This is a genomic window from Streptomyces misionensis, from assembly GCF_007896895.1.
Taxonomy (GTDB): domain Bacteria; phylum Actinomycetota; class Actinomycetes; order Streptomycetales; family Streptomycetaceae; genus Streptomyces; species Streptomyces misionensis_A.
Window position 1 is genome coordinate 21,082 of the sequence record NZ_VOGW01000199.1, and the last position, 18,409, is coordinate 39,490.

Genomic DNA, 18,409 nt, shown 5'->3' on the forward strand with positions numbered 1-18,409 from the left:
ATGGCGGGTATGGCTACACATGTGATCACCGGGGCCGGTTCCGGCATCGGCGCGGCCGTCGCCCGCCGCCTGCACGCGCGCGGCGACGAGCTCGTCCTGCACGCCCGCGACGCGGGCCGCGCCAAGGAACTGGCCGCCGAGTTCCCCGGCGCCCGCACCCTGGTCGGCGACCTCGCGGAACCGGACCGGCTCTCCTGGGCGTTCTCCCACCAGACCCTGCCCGACCGGGTGGACTCCCTGCTGCACATCGCCGGCGTGGTGGACCTCGGCGGCATCGGCGAACTGACCCCGAAGTCCTGGCACCACCAGCTCGGCGTCAACCTCGTCGCGCCCGCCGAGCTGACCCGGCTGCTGCTGCCCCAGCTGCGCGCGGCCCGCGGCCACGTCCTCTTCGTGAACTCCGGCGCGGGCCTGAACGCCGGCGCCGGCTGGGGCGCCTACGCCGCCTCCAAGCACGGCCTCAAGGCCCTCGCCGACGCGCTGCGCCAGGAGGAGCACGCCGCCGGCGTCCGCGTCACCTCCGTCTACCCCGGCCGCACCGCCAGCCCCATGCAGGCCAAGGTGCACCAGCAGGAGGGCAAGGAGTACGACGCCGGCAGGTGGATCGACCCCGAATCGGTCGCCACGACCATCCTCATGGCCCTGGACCTGCCCCGTGACGCGGAGGTCAACGACCTGACGGTGCGCCCGGGCCGCTGACCGGCGCCTACGCATTCCGTAGGCTTCCCTGGTGAGCGAAAACAGCGAGTTCAGGTTCGCCGGGGCCACCGGAGTCGGGTCCATGCCCGGCGGGGACGCCCGGGAGGCCGCCAAGACCGTCACCGGGTCCTTCGAGGACTTCCCGTTTCTGGCCGAGCTGCCCGCCCGGGGCCCCGGCGCCGACATGATCGGCCGCACCGCCGGGATGCTGGTCGAGCTGTACGCGCGCGTGGAGCCCAGCGGCTGGCGGCTCGGCGATCGGCCGGGCCGGGACACCCGCCGGGCGTGGTCGTTCCTGCGCGAGGACCTGGACGCGCTGGAGGAGTTCACCCAGGGGTACGAGGGCGATCTGAAGGTCCAGGCCGTCGGGCCCTGGACGCTCGCCGCCGCCCTGGAGCTGCGCGGCGGCGAGGTCGCCCTCTCGGACGCCGGCGCCTGCCGGGACCTCGCCGCCTCCCTCGCCGAGGGACTGCGCCTGCACCTCGCCGAGGTCCGGCGCCGCGTCCCCGGCGCCCGGATCGTGCTCCAGCTCGACGAGCCCTCCCTCACCGCCGTGCTGCGCGGGCAGGTCCGCACCGCCAGCGGCTACCGCACCCACCGCGCCGTCGACCGCCAGACCGTGGAGGCCACCCTGCGCGACGTCATCGGCGCCCACCCCGGCGGACCCGTGGCCGTCCACTCCTGCGCCCCCGACGTGCCGTTCGCGCTGCTGCGCCGGGCCGGGGCCGACGCGATCTCCTTCGACTTCGCGCTCCTCACCGAGCGTGACGACGAGGCGATCGGCGAGGCCGTGGAGGGCGGCACCCGCCTGTTCGCCGGTGTCGTGCCCGGCACGGACGGCCCATTGTCAGACCCTGCCGGTAGCGTCATGGGTGTCAGGACGTTGTGGCGCAGGCTGGGGCTGCACCCGGAGCTGCTCGCCGAGGCGGTCACCCTCACCCCGGCGTGCGGTCTCGCGGGCGCTTCCCCCGCCTATGCGCGCCAGGCGCTCGCCCACTGCGTCCGGGCGGCGAGATCCCTCGCGGACAACCCAGAGTAACGGGAGGACAACACGGTGGCCGGCGACAAGCAGGCGGAGACGACGGCGGTGCCCGCAGAGGCCCGCGACAGGCACGCGCAGCTGGCGGAGCAGGTCGAGGAGCACCGCTTCCGGTACTACGTGAAGGACGCTCCCGTCATCAGCGACGCGGAGTTCGACCAGCTCCTGAAGTCCCTGGATGCCCTGGAGGAGCGGTACCCGGAGCTGCGCGGCCCCGACTCGCCCACCCAGAAGGTGGCCGGGTCGTACCAGACGGAGTTCACCGCGGTCGAACACCGCCAGCGCATGCTCTCCCTCGACAACACCTTCAACGACGAGGAGCTGGCCGCCTGGACCGACCGCATCGCCCGTGAACTCGGCGACCAGGAGTACCACTTCCTGTGCGAGCTGAAGGTCGACGGCCTCGCGGTCAACCTCACCTACGAGCACGGCCGCCTCACCCGCGCCGCCACCCGCGGCGACGGCCGCACCGGCGAGGACATCACGCCCAACGTGCGCACGATCGCGGAGATCCCCGACCGGCTGCGCGGCGACGACGTCCCGGACCTGGTGGAGATCCGCGGCGAGGTCTACTTCCCGATGGAGAAGTTCCTCGAACTCAACGAGCGCCTGGTCGCGGCCGGCGACAAGCCCTTCGCCAACCCCCGCAACGCGGCGGCCGGTTCACTGCGCCAGAAGGACCCCCGCGTCACCGCCACCCGCCCGCTGCACATGGTGGTGCACGGCATCGGCGCCCTGGAGGGGTTCACGGGGATGACCCGGCTCTCCCAGGCGTACGACCTGCTGAAGACCTGGGGCATGCCCACCTCCCCGCACAACCGGGTGGTCGACGGCCTCGACGGCGTACGGGAGTTCATCGCCCACTACGGCGAGAACCGCCACTCGGTGGAACACGAGATCGACGGCGTCGTCGTCAAGCTGGACGAGCTGCGCCTGCAGGGCCGCCTCGGCTCCACCGCGCGGGCGCCCCGCTGGGCCATCGCGTACAAGTACGCGCCGGAGGAGGTCAACACCAAGCTCATCGACATCAAGGTGGGCGTCGGCCGTACCGGCCGGGTCACGCCGTACGCCCAGGTCGAGCCGGTCACGGTGGCGGGCAGCGAGGTGGAGTTCGCCACCCTGCACAACCAGGAGGTCGTCAAGGCCAAGGGCGTCCTGATCGGGGACACGGTCGTCATCCGCAAGGCGGGCGACGTCATCCCGGAGATCCTCGGCCCGGTGGTCGACCTCAGGGACGGCAGCGAGCGGGAGTTCGTGATGCCGGGCGAGTGCCCCGAGTGCGGCACCCCGCTGCGGCCCATGAAGGAGGGCGACATCGACCTCCGCTGCCCCAACGCCCGCACTTGCCCCGCCCAGTTGCGCGAGCGGGTCTCCTACCTGGCGGGCCGCGCGTGCCTGGACATCGAGCACTTCGGCGAGGTGGCCGCCGCCGCGCTCACCCGCCCGCTGGAGCCGGCCGACCCGCCGCTGGTGGACGAGGGCGACCTGTTCGACCTGACGGTGGAGAAGCTGCTTCCCATCAAGGCCTACGTCCTCGACCCGGACAGCGGTCTGCCCAAGCGCGACCCCAGGACGGGCGAGGAGAAGGTCGCCACCGTCTTCGCCAACCAGAAGGGCGAGCCGAAGAAGAACACGCTTGCCCTGCTGGAGAACATCGAGGCGGCCAAGACCCGCCCGCTGGCCCGTTTCCTGAACGGACTGTCCATCCGGCACGTCGGCCCGGTCGCCGCCCAGGCCCTCGCCCGGGAGTTCCGCTCCGTCGACCGAATCGAACAGGCCACCGAAGAGGAACTGGCGGCCACCGACGGCGTCGGCCCGATCATCGCCGCGGCGGTCAAGGAGTGGTTCGCGGAGGAGTGGCACCGGGAGATCGTCCGCAAGTGGAAGGCCGCGGGCGTCCCGCTGGAGGAGCAGGTCAGCGAGGAGGAGGAGGGTCCGCGTCCGCTGGAGGGGCTCACCGTCGTGGTCACCGGCACCCTGGAGAAGTTCACCCGGGACGGCGCCAAGGAGGCGCTGCAGAGCCGGGGCGCCAAGGTGACCGGCTCGGTCTCCAAGAAGACCTCGTTCGTCGTTGTGGGTGACAACCCGGGCTCGAAGTACGACAAGGCCGTGCAAATGAAGGTCCCGGTGCTCGACGAGGACGGATTCGGCGTCCTGTTGGCGCAGGGCCCCGAGGCCGCGGCCGAAGTGGCGCTTCCGACCGAGGAGTAGCGGTTGAAGGCCACCCGATCGGCGCATACCAGTTGCATACGGGTGGCCCGGGCGCATTCGGGCAACCGCCGACGACCGGTGCCCGTGGAAGCCCTGCGCGGCCTAGTGTTGAGATGTGCACCTGCCGAGCCCGGCGGCGGCCGGGGCATTCCCCTGCCGCGCCGTGGGCGCGGCGGGGGTTCTTCAGCGTGAAGCCGCCGATGGTGTCGGACACCGGGCCGCGTGGCGTGGGCACCGCCGGCTGTGAGAGGGACGGGAATGGAACCGACCGAGAGCGTCGCCCCGGACTCACGGCTGCGCCTGCGCCGCCGCGCCGTCGCCTGGCGGGAGATCCTGCGCCCGGGCGGGGGCCGCAACCGCCCCGGCGTCCGTCCGGCCGCGGCCGGTGCCGTCCAGCCGCCCCTGCGTCCGCCGCTGGCCATCGAGCCCGTCCCCGGCCTCGGCGCCGGCCAGGAGCCCGGACGCCGGCTGCCCCGGCCCGCGCTGCCCGCCGCCGTGGTCGCCGCCGCGGCCGTCGTGCTGGGCACCGGCTTCTACGGCGCCTTCAGCGGCCGGCACGCCCTCTTCCCGTCCGGCACCGCCGGCTGGTCGCTGGCCCTGCTCACCGGGATCATCGTCGGCCACCTCGTGATGCTGGGCCGCGCCCGCTGGTGGGGCGGCACCGGCTCGGGCGCCGCCCTCACCCTCGCCGTACTGCTGCTCTTCGGCTGGGTCAGCGCCGGCATGATCAGCCTCACCGTCGTCGTCCTGGTCGGCATAGCCCGCCGGCAGCGTCGGGGGCAGGGCGTGCTGCACGGCGCGGCGGACCTGCTCGGCATCGCCGCCGGCGCCCTGCTGCTCGGCGCGTTCGGCCGGTTCCCCAGCGTCGAGGCGCCCTGGCGCACGCACAACTGGAGCGTCGCCACCGCGCCCGAGATCGCCCTGGTCGCCGTCGCCTATCTGGCGGTCAGCCGGGGCCTGCTGTGGTACCTGAATGCCCCGCGTGACGGCGCACTGCCGGCCATCGCGCGTCCCGCGCTGGTCAGACAGGGCCTGGTGGCGGTGGCGTTACTCGGCATCGCGCCGCTGCTGTGCGTGGTCGCCGACGCCCAGCCGATCCTGCTGCCGCTGTTCGCGATCCCGCTGATCGCCCTCGACTCCGCGCTGTGGATGGCCCGCGCGCGGGCCGAGGAGCAGCTGCGCGACCCGCTGACCGGGCTGCCCAACCGGCAGTGGCTCCAGGAGCGGATCTGGACCGCGCTGGACGAGGCCGACCGCATCGGGGCGCGCTCCGCACTCATGCTGATCGACCTCGACCGCTTCCGGTCGGTCAATGACACCCTCGGCCATCTCGCCGGTGACCGGCTGCTGTTGCAGATCGCCGAGCGGCTGCGGCTCGCCCTGCCTCGCGGCGCCGAGGCGGCCCGGCTCGGCGGGGACGAGTTCGCCGTCTTACTGCCCGTCGCGGACTCCACGACATCGGCGATGCGCGTCGCCCGCGGCCTGGTCACCGCGCTCAGCTCCCCGCTCGACCTCGACGGCCTCACCCTCGTCCTGGAGGCCAGCGCCGGGGTCGCCGTCTTCCCGGACCACGCCATGGACGCGGAGGGGCTGCTGCGGCGGGCCGACGTGGCCATGTACCAGGCGAAGCGGGACCGTACGGGGGTCGAGGTCTACGAGTCCAAGCGGGACTCCAACACCCCCGACCGGCTCGGCCTCCTCGGCGATCTGCGCCGGGCGCTGGACGCGCACGAGGTGCAGCTGCACTACCAGCCCAAGGTCCGCTTCGACGGCCAGGTCGCGGGCCTGGAGGCGCTGGTGCGCTGGGTGCATCCGGAGCGCGGGAAGGTGCCGCCGGACGAGTTCATCGCGATCGCCGAGTCGTCCGGGCTGATGCCCCACCTCACCGAGTACGTGCTGGAGACCGCCCTGGCCCAGGTCGCCCGCTGGCGGGCGCAGGGGCTGCGGGTGCCGGTCGCGGTCAACGTCTCCCCGCGCGACGTCCACACCCCCGGCTTCGCCGGCTCGGTCGCCGCGCGGCTGGCGCGGCACGGGGTCCCGGCGGGCGCGCTGCAACTGGAGATCACCGAGCACGTCCTGCTGGAGGACCCGCAGCGGGCCGCGGACACGCTCGCGGGGCTGACCGGGCACGGCGTGAAGATGTCCCTGGACGACTTCGGCACCGGGTACTCCTCGCTGGTGCATCTGCGCCGGCTGCCGGTCAGCGAGCTGAAGATCGACCGCTCCTTCGTGGCCCGGCTGGCCGTGGACACCGAGGACGCGGAGATCGTGCGCTGCACCGTCGACCTCGCCCACTCCCTGGGCCTGCTCGTCGTCGCCGAGGGCGTGGAGGACGACGAGACCTGGGAACGGCTGCGCGACCTCGGCTGTGACGCGGTCCAGGGCTGGCTGGTCGCGGCGGCGATGCCGGCGGACGAGACGACGGCGTGGCTCCGGGCGCGGGAAGCGAGCGCGTGCGGAGCCTCGGCACTCCCGCCGGCCCGCCCCTGACGGCCGGCCCGGTTCCCGGCCCGGGGCAGGCCTCGGGCCGGGCGCGGTCCGCCGCGCGGTTCCCCGTGTCCCTCCGCTACTCGTCCCCCGCCTTCGCGAAGCGGTCCACCAGAAGGCGCAGGCGCCGGGCGTGGGCCGGTTCCGGCAGGCGGCCGCTGCGCATGAGTGTCGCCAGGCCGTGCAGCGCGGCCCAGAAGGTCTCCGCCACCAGGCCGGGTTCCTCCTCGGGCGCCGTGACCGGTGTCACGACCGCCAGCAGTTGGCCGAAGGCCTCCTGGAGGGCCGCCGGGGCCTCCGGGGTCGCGAACGGCAGGTCGACCAGGTGGGTGAACATCGCGTCGTAGAGGGCGGGCCGGCGGCGGGCGAAGGACGTGTACGTCTCCGCCACCGCCGCCAGTGCGGCCCGCGTGCCCGGCGCCGCCTCCCGCGCCCGGCGCATCTCCACCGCCAGCTCCGCGCAGCCCTCCACCGCGACCGCCGCCATGATCGCGCCCTTGCCCTTGAAATGGCTGTAGAGGACCGGCTGGCTGTACTCGATCTCGGCGGCCAGCCGGCGTGTGGTCACCGCGTCCCAGCCCTCCGCCTCGGCCAGTTCCCGGGCCGCCGTCACGATCAGCCGCCTGCGCTCCGCTCGTTCGCGCTCCCGGCGCGTCTGGATCGTCATGCCCGTGATTCTAGCAACGCTAGCCATTCTGTCGTCGCTCTGTTAGCGTCACTCTCATTCCTAGCGTTGCTAGCAAAGGGGGAGTCGTGACCGTCACCGCCTACACCCTGGCCGTGCTGCTCGATCTGTTCTGCCTGTTCCTCGGCTACCGCTTCTGGTTCCGGCCCGGCCCCGCCGCCGCCGGCTACGGCGTCCCGGCCGATCCCGGGGGAGACGCCGGCGCCTACCTCTCCGTCAAGGGCCTCAGGGACGGCACCTTCGGCGTGGTGGGCCTGCTCCTGCTCGCCTTCGCCGGGGCGCGGGCCGAGGCCTGGTTCATGGTCGGCGTGGCCCTCGTCCCGCTCCTGGACACCCGGATAGTCCTGCGCCACGGCGGCCCGAAGGCCGTCGCGTTCGGCGTCCACCTCGCCACCGCCGTCGTCGTCCTGGTCGCCGCCGCGCTGCTCTTCGCGGCCTGACCGGACCCCCGGGCGCGTCGCGGCCGGCACCGTTCGGCGGGCGTGCCCGGGGAAACCGTTTCACGGCCACCCCGCCCGGCCCCATAGGATTGGCCCCAAACCACACACACTCACCCCAGAGGATCGCTGCATGCCTGGCATCACGCGCGAGGAGGTCGCCCACCTCGCCCGGCTGGCGCGTCTGGAGCTGAAGCCCGAAGAGCTCGACCACTTCGCGGGACAGCTGGACGACATCATCGGCGCGGTCGCCCGCGTCAGCGAGGTCGCCGACCAAGACGTACCGCCGACCTCGCACCCGCTCCCGCTGACGAACGTCATGCGGGCGGACGAGGTCCGTCCCTCGCTCACCCCCGAGCAGGCGCTCTCCGGCGCCCCCGCCCAGGAGCAGCAGCGTTTCAAGGTGCCGCAGATCCTGGGGGAGGAGTGACCGTCATGACGGACAACATCATCAAGCTCACGGCCGCGCAGACCGCCGAGAAGATCGCCTCCGGCGAGCTGACCGCGGTCGAGGTCACCGAGGCCCACCTGGCCCGCATCGACGCCGTCGACGAGAAGGTGCACGCCTTCCTGCACGTCGACCGCGAGGGCGCCCTCGCCCAGGCCCGCGCCGTGGACGAGAAGCGCGCCCGCGGCGAGAAGCTCGGCCCGCTGGCCGGCGTCCCGCTCGCGCTCAAGGACATCTTCACCACCGAGGGCGTGCCGACGACCGTCGGCTCGAAGATCCTCGAGGGCTGGATCCCGCCGTACGACGCGACGCTGACCAAGCGCCTCAAGGCCGCCGACGTCGTCATCCTCGGCAAGACCAACATGGACGAGTTCGCCATGGGGTCCTCCACCGAGAACAGCGCCTACGGCCCGACCGGCAACCCCTGGGACCTCACCAAGATCCCCGGCGGCTCCGGCGGCGGTTCCTCCGCCGCGCTCGCCTCCTTCCAGGCCCCGCTCGCCATCGGCACCGACACCGGCGGCTCCATCCGCCAGCCGGCCGCCGTCACCGGCACGGTCGGCGTGAAGCCGACGTACGGCGCGGTCTCCCGCTACGGCATGGTGGCGTTCTCCTCCTCCCTCGACCAGGGCGGCCCCTGCGCCCGCACGGTCCTGGACGCGGCCCTGCTGCACGAGGTCATCGCCGGTCACGACCCGATGGACTCCACCTCCGTCGACGCCCCGGTCCCGCCGGTGGTCGAGGCCGCCCGCAACGGCAGCGTGGCGGGCATGCGCGTCGGCGTCGTCAAGCAGTTCCGCGGCGAGGGCTACCAGGCCGGCGTCATCCAGCGCTTCGACGAGTCCGTCGAGCTGCTGAAGGAGCTGGGCGCCGAGATCGTCGAGCTGGACTGCCCGTCCTTCGACCTCGCCCTGTCGGCGTACTACCTGATCGCCCCCTCCGAGTGCTCCTCCAACCTCGCCCGCTTCGACGGCCTGCGCTACGGCCTGCGGACCGGCGACGACGGCTCGCACTCGGCCGAGGAGGTCACCTCCCTGACCCGCGAGGCCGGCTTCGGCCCCGAGGTCAAGCGCCGCATCATGCTCGGCACCTACGCCCTGTCGAGCGGCTACTACGACGCCTACTACGGCTCCGCGCAGAAGGTCCGCACCCTCATCACGCGCGACTTCGAGAAGGCGTTCGAGCAGGTCGACGTGATCGTCTCCCCGACGACCCCGACCACCGCCTTCGCGATCGGCGAGCGCGCCGACGACCCGATGGCGATGTACCTCGCGGACCTGTGCACCATCCCGACCAACCTGGCGGGCAACGCGGCCATGTCCCTGCCCTGCGGTCTCGCCCCGGAGGACAACCTCCCGGTGGGTCTTCAGATCATCGCCCCGGCGATGCAGGACGATCGCCTGTACAAGGTGGGCGCCGCCGTCGAGGCCGCCTTCGTGGAAAAGTGGGGACACCCGCTGCTTGAGGAGGCTCCGTCGCTGTGAGCAAGCTGTCCAAGGCCAAGGACTTCAAGAAGTCCAAGTCCGGTACGTACCTGTCCATGGCCACCACCGCGTTCGGCGCGATCGGTGTCACCAAGCAGATCAAGAAGGCCCGCGCCGAGCACGACACGCTGCGGCTGATCGACGCCACGGTCTCCGCCGTCGCGATCGCGACCGGCCTCGCGATCCTCTACCGCGAGCTGAAGCGGCTGGGCGACGACGACGTCCTGCTGGGCTGAGAGGGAAGTTTTCACCGTGACCACCACGACCGACCTGGTGTCGTACGAGGACGCGCTGGCGTCGTACGACCCCGTCATGGGCCTCGAGGTCCATGTCGAACTCGGCACCAAGACCAAGATGTTCTGCGGGTGCTCCACGGAGCTGGGCGCCGAGCCCAACTCGCAGACCTGCCCCGTCTGCCTCGGCCTGCCCGGCGCGCTCCCGGTCGTCAACGCGACCGGCGTCGAGTCGGCCGTCAAGATCGGCCTCGCGCTGAACTGCTCGATCGCCGAATGGTGCCGCTTCGCCCGGAAGAACTACTTCTATCCGGACATGCCGAAGAACTTCCAGACCTCCCAGTACGACGAGCCGATCGCCTTCGACGGCTACCTCGACGTGCAGCTGGAGGACGGCGAGACCTTCCGCGTGGAGATCGAGCGCGCCCACATGGAGGAGGACACCGGCAAGTCGACGCACGTCGGCGGCGCCACCGGCCGTATCCACGGCGCGTCCCACTCCCTGCTGGACTACAACCGCGCCGGCATCCCGCTCATCGAGATCGTCACCAAGCCGATCGTCGGCGCCGGCGAGCGCGCCCCCGAGGTCGCCAAGGCGTACGTCCGCGAGCTGCGCGAGGTCATCCGTGCCCTCGGCGTCTCCGAGGCCCGCATGGAGATGGGCCAGATGCGCTGCGACGTGAACCTGTCGCTGATGCCCAAGGGCGCCGACAAGTTCGGCACGCGCTCGGAGACGAAGAACGTCAACTCGCTGCGCTCGGTGGAGCGCGCGGCCCGCTTCGAGATCATGCGGCACGCGGCCGTGCTGTCCTCCGGCGGCACCATCGTCCAGGAGACCCGCCACTTCCACGAGGACACCGGGTCCACGACCTCGGGCCGCGTGAAGGAGGAGGCCGAGGACTACCGGTACTTCCCGGAGCCCGACCTGGTGCCCGTCGCGCCCTCGCGCGAGTGGGTCGAGCAGATCCGCGCGGCGCTGCCCGAACTGCCGCTGGCCCGCCGTACCCGGCTGCTCGCCGAGTGGGGCATCTCCGCCACCGACATGCAGGCGATCCTCAACGCCGGCGCGCTGGACCCGATCGTCGCCACCATCGAGGCCGGTGCCGACGCGGCGTCCGCCCGCAAGTGGTGGATGGGCGAACTGGCGCGCAGCGCCAACGAGTCCGGCACGGCGCTGGACGAGCTGGCGATCACCCCGCAGCAGGTGGCCCGGGTCGCCGAGCTGGTCGCGAAGGGCGATCTGAACGACAAGCTGGCCCGCCAGGTCATCGAGGGCGTCCTCGCGGGCGAGGGCACCCCGGACGAGGTCGTCGACAAGCGCGGTCTGAAGGTCGTCTCCGACGACTCGGCCCTCGGCACCGCCGTGGACGAGGCCATCGCCGGCAACCCCGGCGTCGCGGACAAGATCCGCGGCGGCAAGGTGGCCGCGGCCGGCGCCCTGGTCGGCGCGGTCATGAAGGCCACCCGCGGCCAGGCCGACGCGGCCCGCGTCAAGGAGCTGATCCTGGAGAAGCTCGGCGTCAGCGAGGGCTGAGCCACCGTCCGACCCGAGGGGGGACGTGCCGTGTCCGGCGCGTCCCCCCTCGGCATTCCACCCGACTGCTGTGAATAAGCCCACGAACACAGCAAATGATCTCTTCTGCCTGTAAGAGTGGCAAGCGATTGCTCATACGTTCTTTGCGGGCCGTTCGGTTCATGGACGACTGTTCCCGGTCAAAGATCCCCACATCCTCCCTGGGAGCACGTCCGTGGCAGCCCTCGCGCGCTGGTGCGTCAGGCACCGACTGATCGCCGTTCTGCTGTGGTTGTGCGCCTTCGGCGGCGCCACCGCGGCCGCCGCCGTGGCCGGGACGTCGTACTCGAACGACTACTCGGTCCCCGGCACCGAATCCGGCCGCGCCGCCCAGCTGCTCCACGAGGGCTTCCCGGGACTCGGCGGCGACAGCGACACCGTCGTCTGGCACACCACCCGGGGCACCGTGCGGGCCGCCGACGTCGAACAGGGCATGACCCACGCCCTCGACCGGATCGCCGCGCTGCCCGGCGTGTCCTCGGTGGACGGCCCCTACAGCGCCCAGGGCGCCGATCAGATCAGCCGGGACGGCCGCACCGCCTACGCCACCGTCACCTTCGCGCAGCAGGCCGAGGACATCGGCAAGGCCGAGGCCGACTCCGTCGTACGGACCGCCAAGGCCGCCGAGGGCGACGGCCTCCAGGTCGAGCTGGGCGGCAGTGCGATCGGGCTCACCGAGGCACCGCACGACCAGACCGCGGAGGTGGTCGGCGTGCTCGTCGCCGCCGTCGTCCTCCTTGTCGCCTTCGGCTCCCTCGCCGCCTCCCTGCTGCCCATCGCCACCGCCCTGATCGGCGTCGGCACCGCCCACGCGGGCATCGCACTGCTCGGGCACGGGATGACGGTCGCCGACTTCGCCCCCATGCTCGGCATGCTCATCGGCCTCGGCGTCGGCATCGACTACGCGCTGTTCATCGTGACCAGGCACCGGCGCGGACTCAAACGCGGCCTCGGCGTCAGCGAGGCCGCCACGAACGCCGTCGCCACCACCGGACGCGCCGTCGTCTTCGCGGGCGCCACGGTGTGCATCGCGCTGCTCGGCATGCTGATCCTGCGGCTGAGCTTCCTCAACGGCGTCGCCATCGCCGCCTGTCTGACCGTCGTCCTCACCGTCGCGGCCTCCGTCACCCTGCTGCCCGCCCTGCTGTCGTACATCGGCCCGCGCGCCCTCAGCCGCCGCGAACGGCGCCGGCTCGCCGCCCAGGGGCCGCGCCCCGAGGTGCCCACCGGACTCGCCGCCCGCTGGTCCGCGCTGGTGGAGCGGCGCCCCAAACTGCTCGGCTCGCTCGCCGTCGCCGTGATCGCGCTGCTCGCCCTGCCCACCCTCTCGCTCCACCTCGGCACCTCCGACCAGGGCAACGATCCCCGCACCTCCACCACCCGCAAGGCCTACGACCTGCTCGCCGAGGGCTTCGGACCCGGCGTCAACGGACCGCTGACCCTCGTCACCCGAGTGGACGGCGCGGCCGACCGGATCGCCCTGGACAACCTCGACACCACCCTGCGCGACACCCCCGGTGTGGCAGCCGTCACCCCGGCCGCCTACGCCACCGGCGGCGAGACCGCCTACCTCACCGTCGTGCCCGACTCCGCGCCCCAGTCGGCGCGGACCAGCGCCCTCGTGGACCGGCTGCGCGAGCGGGTGCTGCCCGAGGCCGAACAGGGCACCTCCCTCGACCTCCAGGTCGGCGGGGTCTCCGCCGGATACGACGACTTCGCCGATGTGATCATCGGCAAACTGCCGCTGTTCGTCGGCACCGTCATCGGTCTCGGCTGTCTGCTGCTGCTCGTCGCCTTCCGCTCCCTCGGCATCCCGCTGAAGGCCGCCGTGATGAACATCGCCGCCGTCGCCGCCGCGTTCGGCGTCGTGGTCGCCGTCTTCCAGTGGGGGTGGGGCAGCGAACTCCTCGGGCTCGGCCGCGAGGGCCCCATCGAGCCCTTCCTGCCCGTGATCATGGTCTCGGTGCTCTTCGGGCTCTCCATGGACTACCAGGTCTTCCTGGTCAGCCGGATGTACGAGGAGTGGCTGGAGACCGGCGACAACCGGCGCGCCGTCCGGGTGGGCCTCGCCGAGACCAGCCGGGTGATCAACTCCGCTGCCGTGATCATGATCTCGGTGTTCCTCGCCTTCGTCCTCAGCGGCGACCGGGTGATCGCCATGTTCGGCATCGCCCTGGCCGCCGCCGTGGCCCTCGACGCCTTCGTGCTGCGCACCCTGCTGGTGCCCGCGCTGATGCACCTGCTGGGCGCCGCCAACTGGTGGCTGCCCGGCTGGCTGGACCGCCGGCTGCCGCACATCAGCATCGAGCCGCCCGAGTGCCGGGCCGCACATGAGAGGCTCGGCCGGGTCCACATGGACGAACTGCGGGAGGAAGAGCAGCACGATGTACGCGATATCCCTGGGTGACGGCGCCGAACTGCGCCCGCTGGAGGTCTGGCACGCCGAGGAGGTGCTGGCCAACATCGACCGCGGGCGCGCGTTCATCGGCCGGCACGTCGGCCTGCCCGAGGTGGTGGCCGATCTGGACGGGGCCCGTGCCTGGCTGCGGTCGTACGCCGACAAGCGCGCCGCCGACGGCGGCTCACTGCACGGCATCTGGCAGGACGGCACGCTCGTCGGCGGGCTGCTCTTCCGGGTCTGGGACACGCCGAGCGGGGTGTGCGAGGCCGGCTGCTGGCTGGAGCCCGCGGCGGCCGGGCGCGGCCTCGTCACCCGGGGCATGCGGCTGCTGCTCGACTGGGCCTTCGGGGAGCGCGGCATGCACCGGGTCGAGTGGCACGTGGCACCGGGCAACCAGCCCAGCATCAACGTGGCCCGGCGGCTCGGCATGACCCGCGAGGGTGTACTTCGCGAGAACCATCCGCACCACGGCGTGCGCACCAGCACCGAGATCTGGGCGGTGCTCGCCCCGGAATGGGCGGCGGCGCGCGAGGGCGCCGGGCAACACGCCCATTGACGATCATTAAGGGACCTCTCAGACGGCGTCCGTACGGTGCTGTGCATGGCAACGAAGACATCGGAAGGCGCCGCGGTGCGGCACGACGACGAGACGACGGAGGGGGTCGGCACCGCCGAGCAGGCGGTGGACAGGGCGCAGGACGCTCCGGCGGACACGGCGGAGGGCGCGATCGCCCAGGAGAGGGCCGACGGCGCCGAGGGCGCGGCGGACGGTGCGGACGAGGCGGCCGAGGACGTGCGGGGCGAGGCCACGGGCGCCAAGGCGCCTTCCGGGGTCGGCCAGGGCGCCGGGGCCGTCGTCTCCGCCGTGCTGGGCCTGGTCTCGCTCAGCGGCGGCTGGGTCGGCACCGTCGCCGGTGCCCGCCAGCAGCTCATCGGCCAGCTGAGGACGTCGTCCACGGCGGGTGTGGCCCAGCAGATCAAGGCGGTCTACGGCGACGCCTGGCACGCCACCGCGCTGTGGGCCGGCCTGTTCGCGCTGGCCGCGCTGATCACCGGCGTGGTGGTGCTCGCCCGGCCCGCGTTCGGCACCCCCGGCCGCCCGCAGGCGCCCTGGATCAAGTCGGTGGCCTGGGCGGGTGTCTTGCTGGGCGTCGTCGGCCTGCTCCTCGCGGTCCTGAAGTACTCGGACGCGCTGCTCGCCCTGCCGTCCGCGAGCTGACCGGGCCGATAGCCGGGTGATACCCAGGGGCCTTAGGGAATCCGTGCACATGCCACGGGTCCCCTGAGGCCCCTTATTGCGTGCGGCGGGCCCCTCGGGACGCCCGAAGATGCGGAACTCTCCCGATGCGGCGCACCCGGCCGGAGGCGGAGTGTGGAGGCGTCACAGAACCGCTTCCGCGCGAAGGAACCCGCCGTGATCGAGATCGAGAACCACGCCCGGATCCACACCGACCAGCTCATCCTGGAGGCCGACCGGCATCGCCTGGCCCGCGCGGCGACCCTGGCCCGCCGCGCCGCCCGCCGCACCAGAAGGCTCGGGGGCCACGGCCTTCATCGGCCGGGGGACCGTACATGACGACCGCACTGCGCACCCTCGGTGCGAGGCCTCCCGCCGTGTCTCCCGCTCCAACCCCCGCTGTCAGTACGACGATCACACCGAGCCTGTGGAAAACCGGCGTCCCGGTCGTGCGGCCGCGTGCGATGCTCGGGCCCGTGGAAAACAGGTCCGTCAGTCCCGTGTTCGTCGGCCGCGCCGAAGAGCTGGCCGCGCTGAACGAAGCGCTCGCCCGTGCCGCCGCGGGCGAGCCGCAGGCCCTGCTGCTCGCCGGTGAGGCCGGCGTGGGCAAGACCCGCCTCGTCGAGGAGTTCGGCGCGGCGGCCATGCGCCGGGGCGCGACCGTCGCCGTCGGCGGCTGCGTGGAGATCGGCGCCGACGGGCTCCCGTTCGCCCCGTTCTCCGCCGCGCTGCGCGCCCTGCGCGGCGCACGGCCCGGGGAGTTCGCCGCCGCCGCGGCCGGCCAGGAGGAGGAACTGGCCCGGCTGCTCCCCGAGCTGGGCGACAGCGGGGCGGGCCGCCATGACGAACAGGGCATGGCCCGCCTGTTCGAACTCACCGCCCGACTGCTGGAGCGCGTCGCCGCCGCCGGCACCGTCGCGCTCGTCCTGGAGGACCTGCACTGGGCCGACGCCTCCACCCGCCATCTGCTCGCCTACCTCGTGCGCACCCTGCGCACCGGCCGGCTCCTCGTCCTCGCCACCTACCGCTCCGACGACATCCACCGCCGCCACCCGCTGCGCCCCCTGCTCGCCGAACTGGACCGGCTGCGCACCGTCCGCCGGCTCGAACTGCCCCGCTTCACCCGGGAGGAGGCCGCCCGCCAGCTCGCCGGCATCCTGGCCACGGAACCCGACCCCGCCCAGGTCGACGCCGTCTTCGAACGCTCCGACGGCAACCCCTTCTTCGTCGAGGAACTCGCCGTGGCCGCCTGCGAGGGCTGCTGCGCCGGACTCACCGACTCCCTGCGCGATCTGCTCCTGGTCCGGGTCGAGGCACTGCCCGAACCGGCCCAGCGGATCGTCCGGATCGTCGCCGAGGGCGGCTCCACCGTGGAGTACCGGCTGATCGCGGCCGTCGCCAAACTCCCGGAGGACGACCTCATCGAGGCACTGCGGGCCGCCGTCGGCGCCAACATCCTCACCCCCGCCCCGGACGGTGACGGCTACCGCTTCCGGCACTCCCTGGTCCGCGAGGCCGTCGCCGACGACCTGCTGCCCGGTGAGCGCTCCCGCCTCAACCGCCGCTACGCCGAGGCGCTGGAGGCCGACCCCGCCCTCGTCCCGGCCGACGCCCGCGTGCCGCGCCTGGCCGGGTACTGGTACCACGCCCACGACCCCGCCAAGGCCCTGCCCGCCGTCCTCGACGCCTCCGTCGTCGCCCGCCGCCGGCACGCCTACACCGAACAACTCAGCCTGCTGGAGCGGGCGATGGAGCTGTGGGACAGCGTGCCCGCGGAGGTGCGCGCCGCACTGCGCCCCGTGACCGGGGCCGAGGCCTGCGCCCCCTGCGGCGACACCGGCGCCCCGCCGCGCCTGCTCGACCTGATGGCCGAGGCGGCCGTCGCGGGCCGCTTCGGCGGCGAGCGCGAGCGCGCCCTGACGATCACCAAACGGGCCCTGCGCCTGCTGGAGGACGAACCGGACCCGCTGCGCGCGGCCTGGTTCTGGGTGCAGCGATCCCGGCTCGTCCAGGCCCTGGCCCGCGGTGACGGCCGGCGGGAACTGGCCACCGCCCAGGACCTGGTGCGCGGCCTGCCCCCGTCCGAGGTGCACGCCGAGGTGCTGGCCCTGGCCGCCAACTGGTCCATGCTGCACCGGCCGGGCCCCGAGGCCTTCGCCGCCGCCGAACAGGCGGTCCAGTACGCGCGGATGGTCGGCGCCCGCGACATAGAACTGCACGCCCGTCTCACCCTGGGCGGCCTGCTCGTGGACGCCGGGGAGCACGAGTCAGGGCTCACCCAGATGCGGCAGGTCCTCACGGACACCCTCGCCGAGGGCGTGCCCCATGTCGCCGACCGCGCCTATGTGAACCTGCCGTCGGAGCTGATGAGCGTCGGCCGGGACCGCGAGGCCGTGCCCCTGCTGCGCGAGGGCATCGCCTTCGCCCGCCGGCACGGACTGCCCGACTCCGAGGCCTGGATGTGGGGCAACCTCTCCGACGCGCTGTACGCCCTCGGGCAGTGGCCGGCGGCCGCCGAGGCCGCGGCGCAGGCCACCCGGGCCGGTCACGGCGCCAAGCCCCGCGGCGCGGGCGCTCTCAAGCTGGCCCAGCTCGCCCTGGCCCGCGGCGACGTCGCCGAGGCGGCGCGCCAGGTCGCCGCCGCCCGCGCCCGCTACGGCTCCCACGACCCCATGCCCCAGCAGTCCCTCCCGCTGGCCCGCGTCGCCCTCGCCGCCGCCGCGGCACAGGGCCGCATCGCCGACGCCCGAGCCGAGCTGATCGGTGCCCTGGACACCGGCCTCCCACCGGGCACGCACCGCCACGGCTGGCCGCTGCTGCTGGCAGCCGCCACCGCCGAGGCCGACGCCCGCGCCCTGCCCGCCGCCCAGCCGGGCCGGGCCGAGCTGCTCGAACGGCTCACGGAGACCGTGCGCACCCTCACCACCGGCGCGCCCGTGTGGGCGGCCCACGAGCGCTGGACCCGGGCCGAACTGTGCCGGGCGGACGGCCGGGACACGGTGGACACCTGGGCCCCGGTGGTCGCCGCCTTCGAATGCCTGGACCGCCCCTACGACCTCGCCCAGCAGCGCACCGGCCGGGAGCGGGAGGTGCTGTGCCTGGTCGCGGCCGGCCGCACCAACCGGCAGATAGCCGAGGAGCTGTTCATCTCGCCGAAGACCGTCAGCGTCCACGTCTCCAACATCCTCGCCAAGCTCGGGGTGTCCAGCCGCGGGGAGGCCGCGGCCCTGGCCCACCGGCTCGGCCTGTTCCCGGCCCGTGCCCAGGACCCGGTGGCGGCGGGACAATGACAGCCGGACGTCAGGCAGGGGAGAGAAACCGTGTTCGATGCCTTCGGCGAACTGTTCACACCCGGCCGCAAGCACACCCGGGACGAGCAGAACCGCCTCGAACTGACCCGCGAGCAGGTCGGCGACAGCGACCCCGGCCGCGGCCCGATAGACCTCACCTCCGGCAAAGCGGTCATCCGCCTGCC

At 73.1% G+C, this 18,409-nt stretch carries 16 protein-coding genes; 15 read left to right on the plus strand and 1 reads right to left on the minus strand.

Going from position 1 to position 18,409, the window contains the following annotated elements:
- The 4 genes from FRZ03_RS36695 to FRZ03_RS36710 all read left to right on the plus strand — a co-directional run bounded on the left by FRZ03_RS36695 (position 1) and on the right by FRZ03_RS36710 (position 6,439).
- Positions 1-699, plus strand: coding sequence for an SDR family oxidoreductase (locus tag FRZ03_RS36695; RefSeq protein WP_146469398.1), 699 nt, complete (start codon positions 1-3; stop codon positions 697-699).
- A 31-nt stretch (positions 700-730) separates the two neighbouring features.
- The gene (locus FRZ03_RS36700; RefSeq protein ID WP_146469399.1) at positions 731-1,738 is read left to right on the plus strand and encodes a methionine synthase; all 1,008 of its coding nucleotides are present in this window, start codon (positions 731-733) and stop codon (positions 1,736-1,738) included.
- Between the two features lie 15 nt (positions 1,739-1,753).
- Positions 1,754-3,949, plus strand: coding sequence for an NAD-dependent DNA ligase LigA (gene ligA / locus FRZ03_RS36705; protein ID WP_146469400.1), 2,196 nt, complete (start codon positions 1,754-1,756; stop codon positions 3,947-3,949).
- Positions 3,950-4,207: 258 nt separating this feature from the next.
- Positions 4,208-6,439, plus strand: a complete 2,232-nt coding sequence (locus tag FRZ03_RS36710) for a putative bifunctional diguanylate cyclase/phosphodiesterase (RefSeq protein WP_146469401.1) — start codon at positions 4,208-4,210, stop codon at positions 6,437-6,439.
- A gap of 76 nt (positions 6,440-6,515) precedes the next feature.
- Here the strand turns inward: FRZ03_RS36710 and FRZ03_RS36715 are convergent, their stop codons facing one another.
- Positions 6,516-7,103 (minus strand): TetR/AcrR family transcriptional regulator, encoded by a 588-nt coding sequence (locus tag FRZ03_RS36715; protein ID WP_146469402.1) that lies wholly within the window; start codon positions 7,101-7,103, stop codon positions 6,516-6,518.
- 86 nt (positions 7,104-7,189) lie between these two features.
- Here FRZ03_RS36715 and FRZ03_RS36720 point away from each other — a divergent pair, with 86 nt between their 5' ends.
- The 11 genes from FRZ03_RS36720 to FRZ03_RS39650 form a co-directional block, all read left to right on the plus strand.
- On the plus strand, positions 7,190-7,561 hold the full coding sequence (locus tag FRZ03_RS36720; protein ID WP_146469403.1) for a DUF4267 domain-containing protein: 372 nt from the start codon (positions 7,190-7,192) through the stop codon (positions 7,559-7,561).
- Between the two features lie 130 nt (positions 7,562-7,691).
- A complete protein-coding gene (gatC, locus tag FRZ03_RS36725; RefSeq protein ID WP_006130840.1) occupies positions 7,692-7,988 on the plus strand; it encodes an Asp-tRNA(Asn)/Glu-tRNA(Gln) amidotransferase subunit GatC in 297 nt (98 codons plus the stop codon).
- 5 nt (positions 7,989-7,993) lie between these two features.
- Positions 7,994-9,490 carry an Asp-tRNA(Asn)/Glu-tRNA(Gln) amidotransferase subunit GatA gene (gatA, locus tag FRZ03_RS36730; protein ID WP_146469404.1) on the plus strand — a complete coding sequence of 499 codons (1,497 nt, stop codon included), beginning with the start codon at positions 7,994-7,996 and terminating at the stop codon, positions 9,488-9,490.
- Complete coding sequence (locus FRZ03_RS36735; protein ID WP_146469405.1) at positions 9,487-9,726, plus strand: hypothetical protein; 240 nt, start codon at positions 9,487-9,489, stop codon at positions 9,724-9,726. Before gatA ends, FRZ03_RS36735 begins: the two co-directional genes overlap by 4 nt.
- Before the next feature lie 16 nt (positions 9,727-9,742).
- Positions 9,743-11,257: an Asp-tRNA(Asn)/Glu-tRNA(Gln) amidotransferase subunit GatB gene (gene gatB / locus FRZ03_RS36740; RefSeq protein WP_146469406.1), complete on the plus strand. Its 1,515-nt coding sequence runs from the start codon at positions 9,743-9,745 to the stop codon at positions 11,255-11,257.
- A gap of 214 nt (positions 11,258-11,471) precedes the next feature.
- Positions 11,472-13,703 (plus strand): MMPL family transporter, encoded by a 2,232-nt coding sequence (locus FRZ03_RS36745; protein WP_146469407.1) that lies wholly within the window; start codon positions 11,472-11,474, stop codon positions 13,701-13,703.
- The gene (locus FRZ03_RS36750) at positions 13,681-14,253 is read left to right on the plus strand and encodes a GNAT family N-acetyltransferase (RefSeq protein ID WP_146469408.1); all 573 of its coding nucleotides are present in this window, start codon (positions 13,681-13,683) and stop codon (positions 14,251-14,253) included. The genes FRZ03_RS36745 and FRZ03_RS36750 overlap by 23 nt, the downstream gene beginning before the upstream one ends.
- Before the next feature lie 45 nt (positions 14,254-14,298).
- On the plus strand, positions 14,299-14,916 hold the full coding sequence (locus FRZ03_RS36755) for a hypothetical protein (protein ID WP_146469409.1): 618 nt from the start codon (positions 14,299-14,301) through the stop codon (positions 14,914-14,916).
- Positions 14,917-15,111: 195 nt separating this feature from the next.
- Positions 15,112-15,273 carry a hypothetical protein gene (locus FRZ03_RS39900; RefSeq protein ID WP_222443444.1) on the plus strand — a complete coding sequence of 54 codons (162 nt, stop codon included), beginning with the start codon at positions 15,112-15,114 and terminating at the stop codon, positions 15,271-15,273.
- A 125-nt stretch (positions 15,274-15,398) separates the two neighbouring features.
- Positions 15,399-18,224: a helix-turn-helix transcriptional regulator gene (locus FRZ03_RS36760; RefSeq protein WP_186785813.1), complete on the plus strand. Its 2,826-nt coding sequence runs from the start codon at positions 15,399-15,401 to the stop codon at positions 18,222-18,224.
- 30 nt (positions 18,225-18,254) lie between these two features.
- On the plus strand, positions 18,255-18,409 hold a 155-nt coding region (locus tag FRZ03_RS39650), incomplete at its 3' end, for a DUF6191 domain-containing protein (protein WP_186785814.1).

Bases quoted from the DNA above. Each gene is read 5' to 3' on its own strand.
- FRZ03_RS36695 (WP_146469398.1), top strand. From the start codon at position 1: ATGGCGGGTATGGCTACACATGTGATCACCGGGGCCGGTTCCGGCATC.
- FRZ03_RS36710 (WP_146469401.1), top strand. From the start codon at position 4,208: ATGGAACCGACCGAGAGCGTCGCCCCGGACTCACGGCTGCGCCTGCGC.
- FRZ03_RS36715 (WP_146469402.1), bottom strand. From the start codon at position 7,103: ATGACGATCCAGACGCGCCGGGAGCGCGAACGAGCGGAGCGCAGGCGG.
- gatC (WP_006130840.1), top strand. From the start codon at position 7,692: ATGCCTGGCATCACGCGCGAGGAGGTCGCCCACCTCGCCCGGCTGGCG.
- gatA (WP_146469404.1), top strand. From the start codon at position 7,994: ATGACGGACAACATCATCAAGCTCACGGCCGCGCAGACCGCCGAGAAG.
- FRZ03_RS36750 (WP_146469408.1), top strand. From the start codon at position 13,681: ATGTACGCGATATCCCTGGGTGACGGCGCCGAACTGCGCCCGCTGGAG.
- FRZ03_RS36755 (WP_146469409.1), top strand. From the start codon at position 14,299: ATGGCAACGAAGACATCGGAAGGCGCCGCGGTGCGGCACGACGACGAG.
- FRZ03_RS36760 (WP_186785813.1), top strand. From the start codon at position 15,399: ATGCTCGGGCCCGTGGAAAACAGGTCCGTCAGTCCCGTGTTCGTCGGC.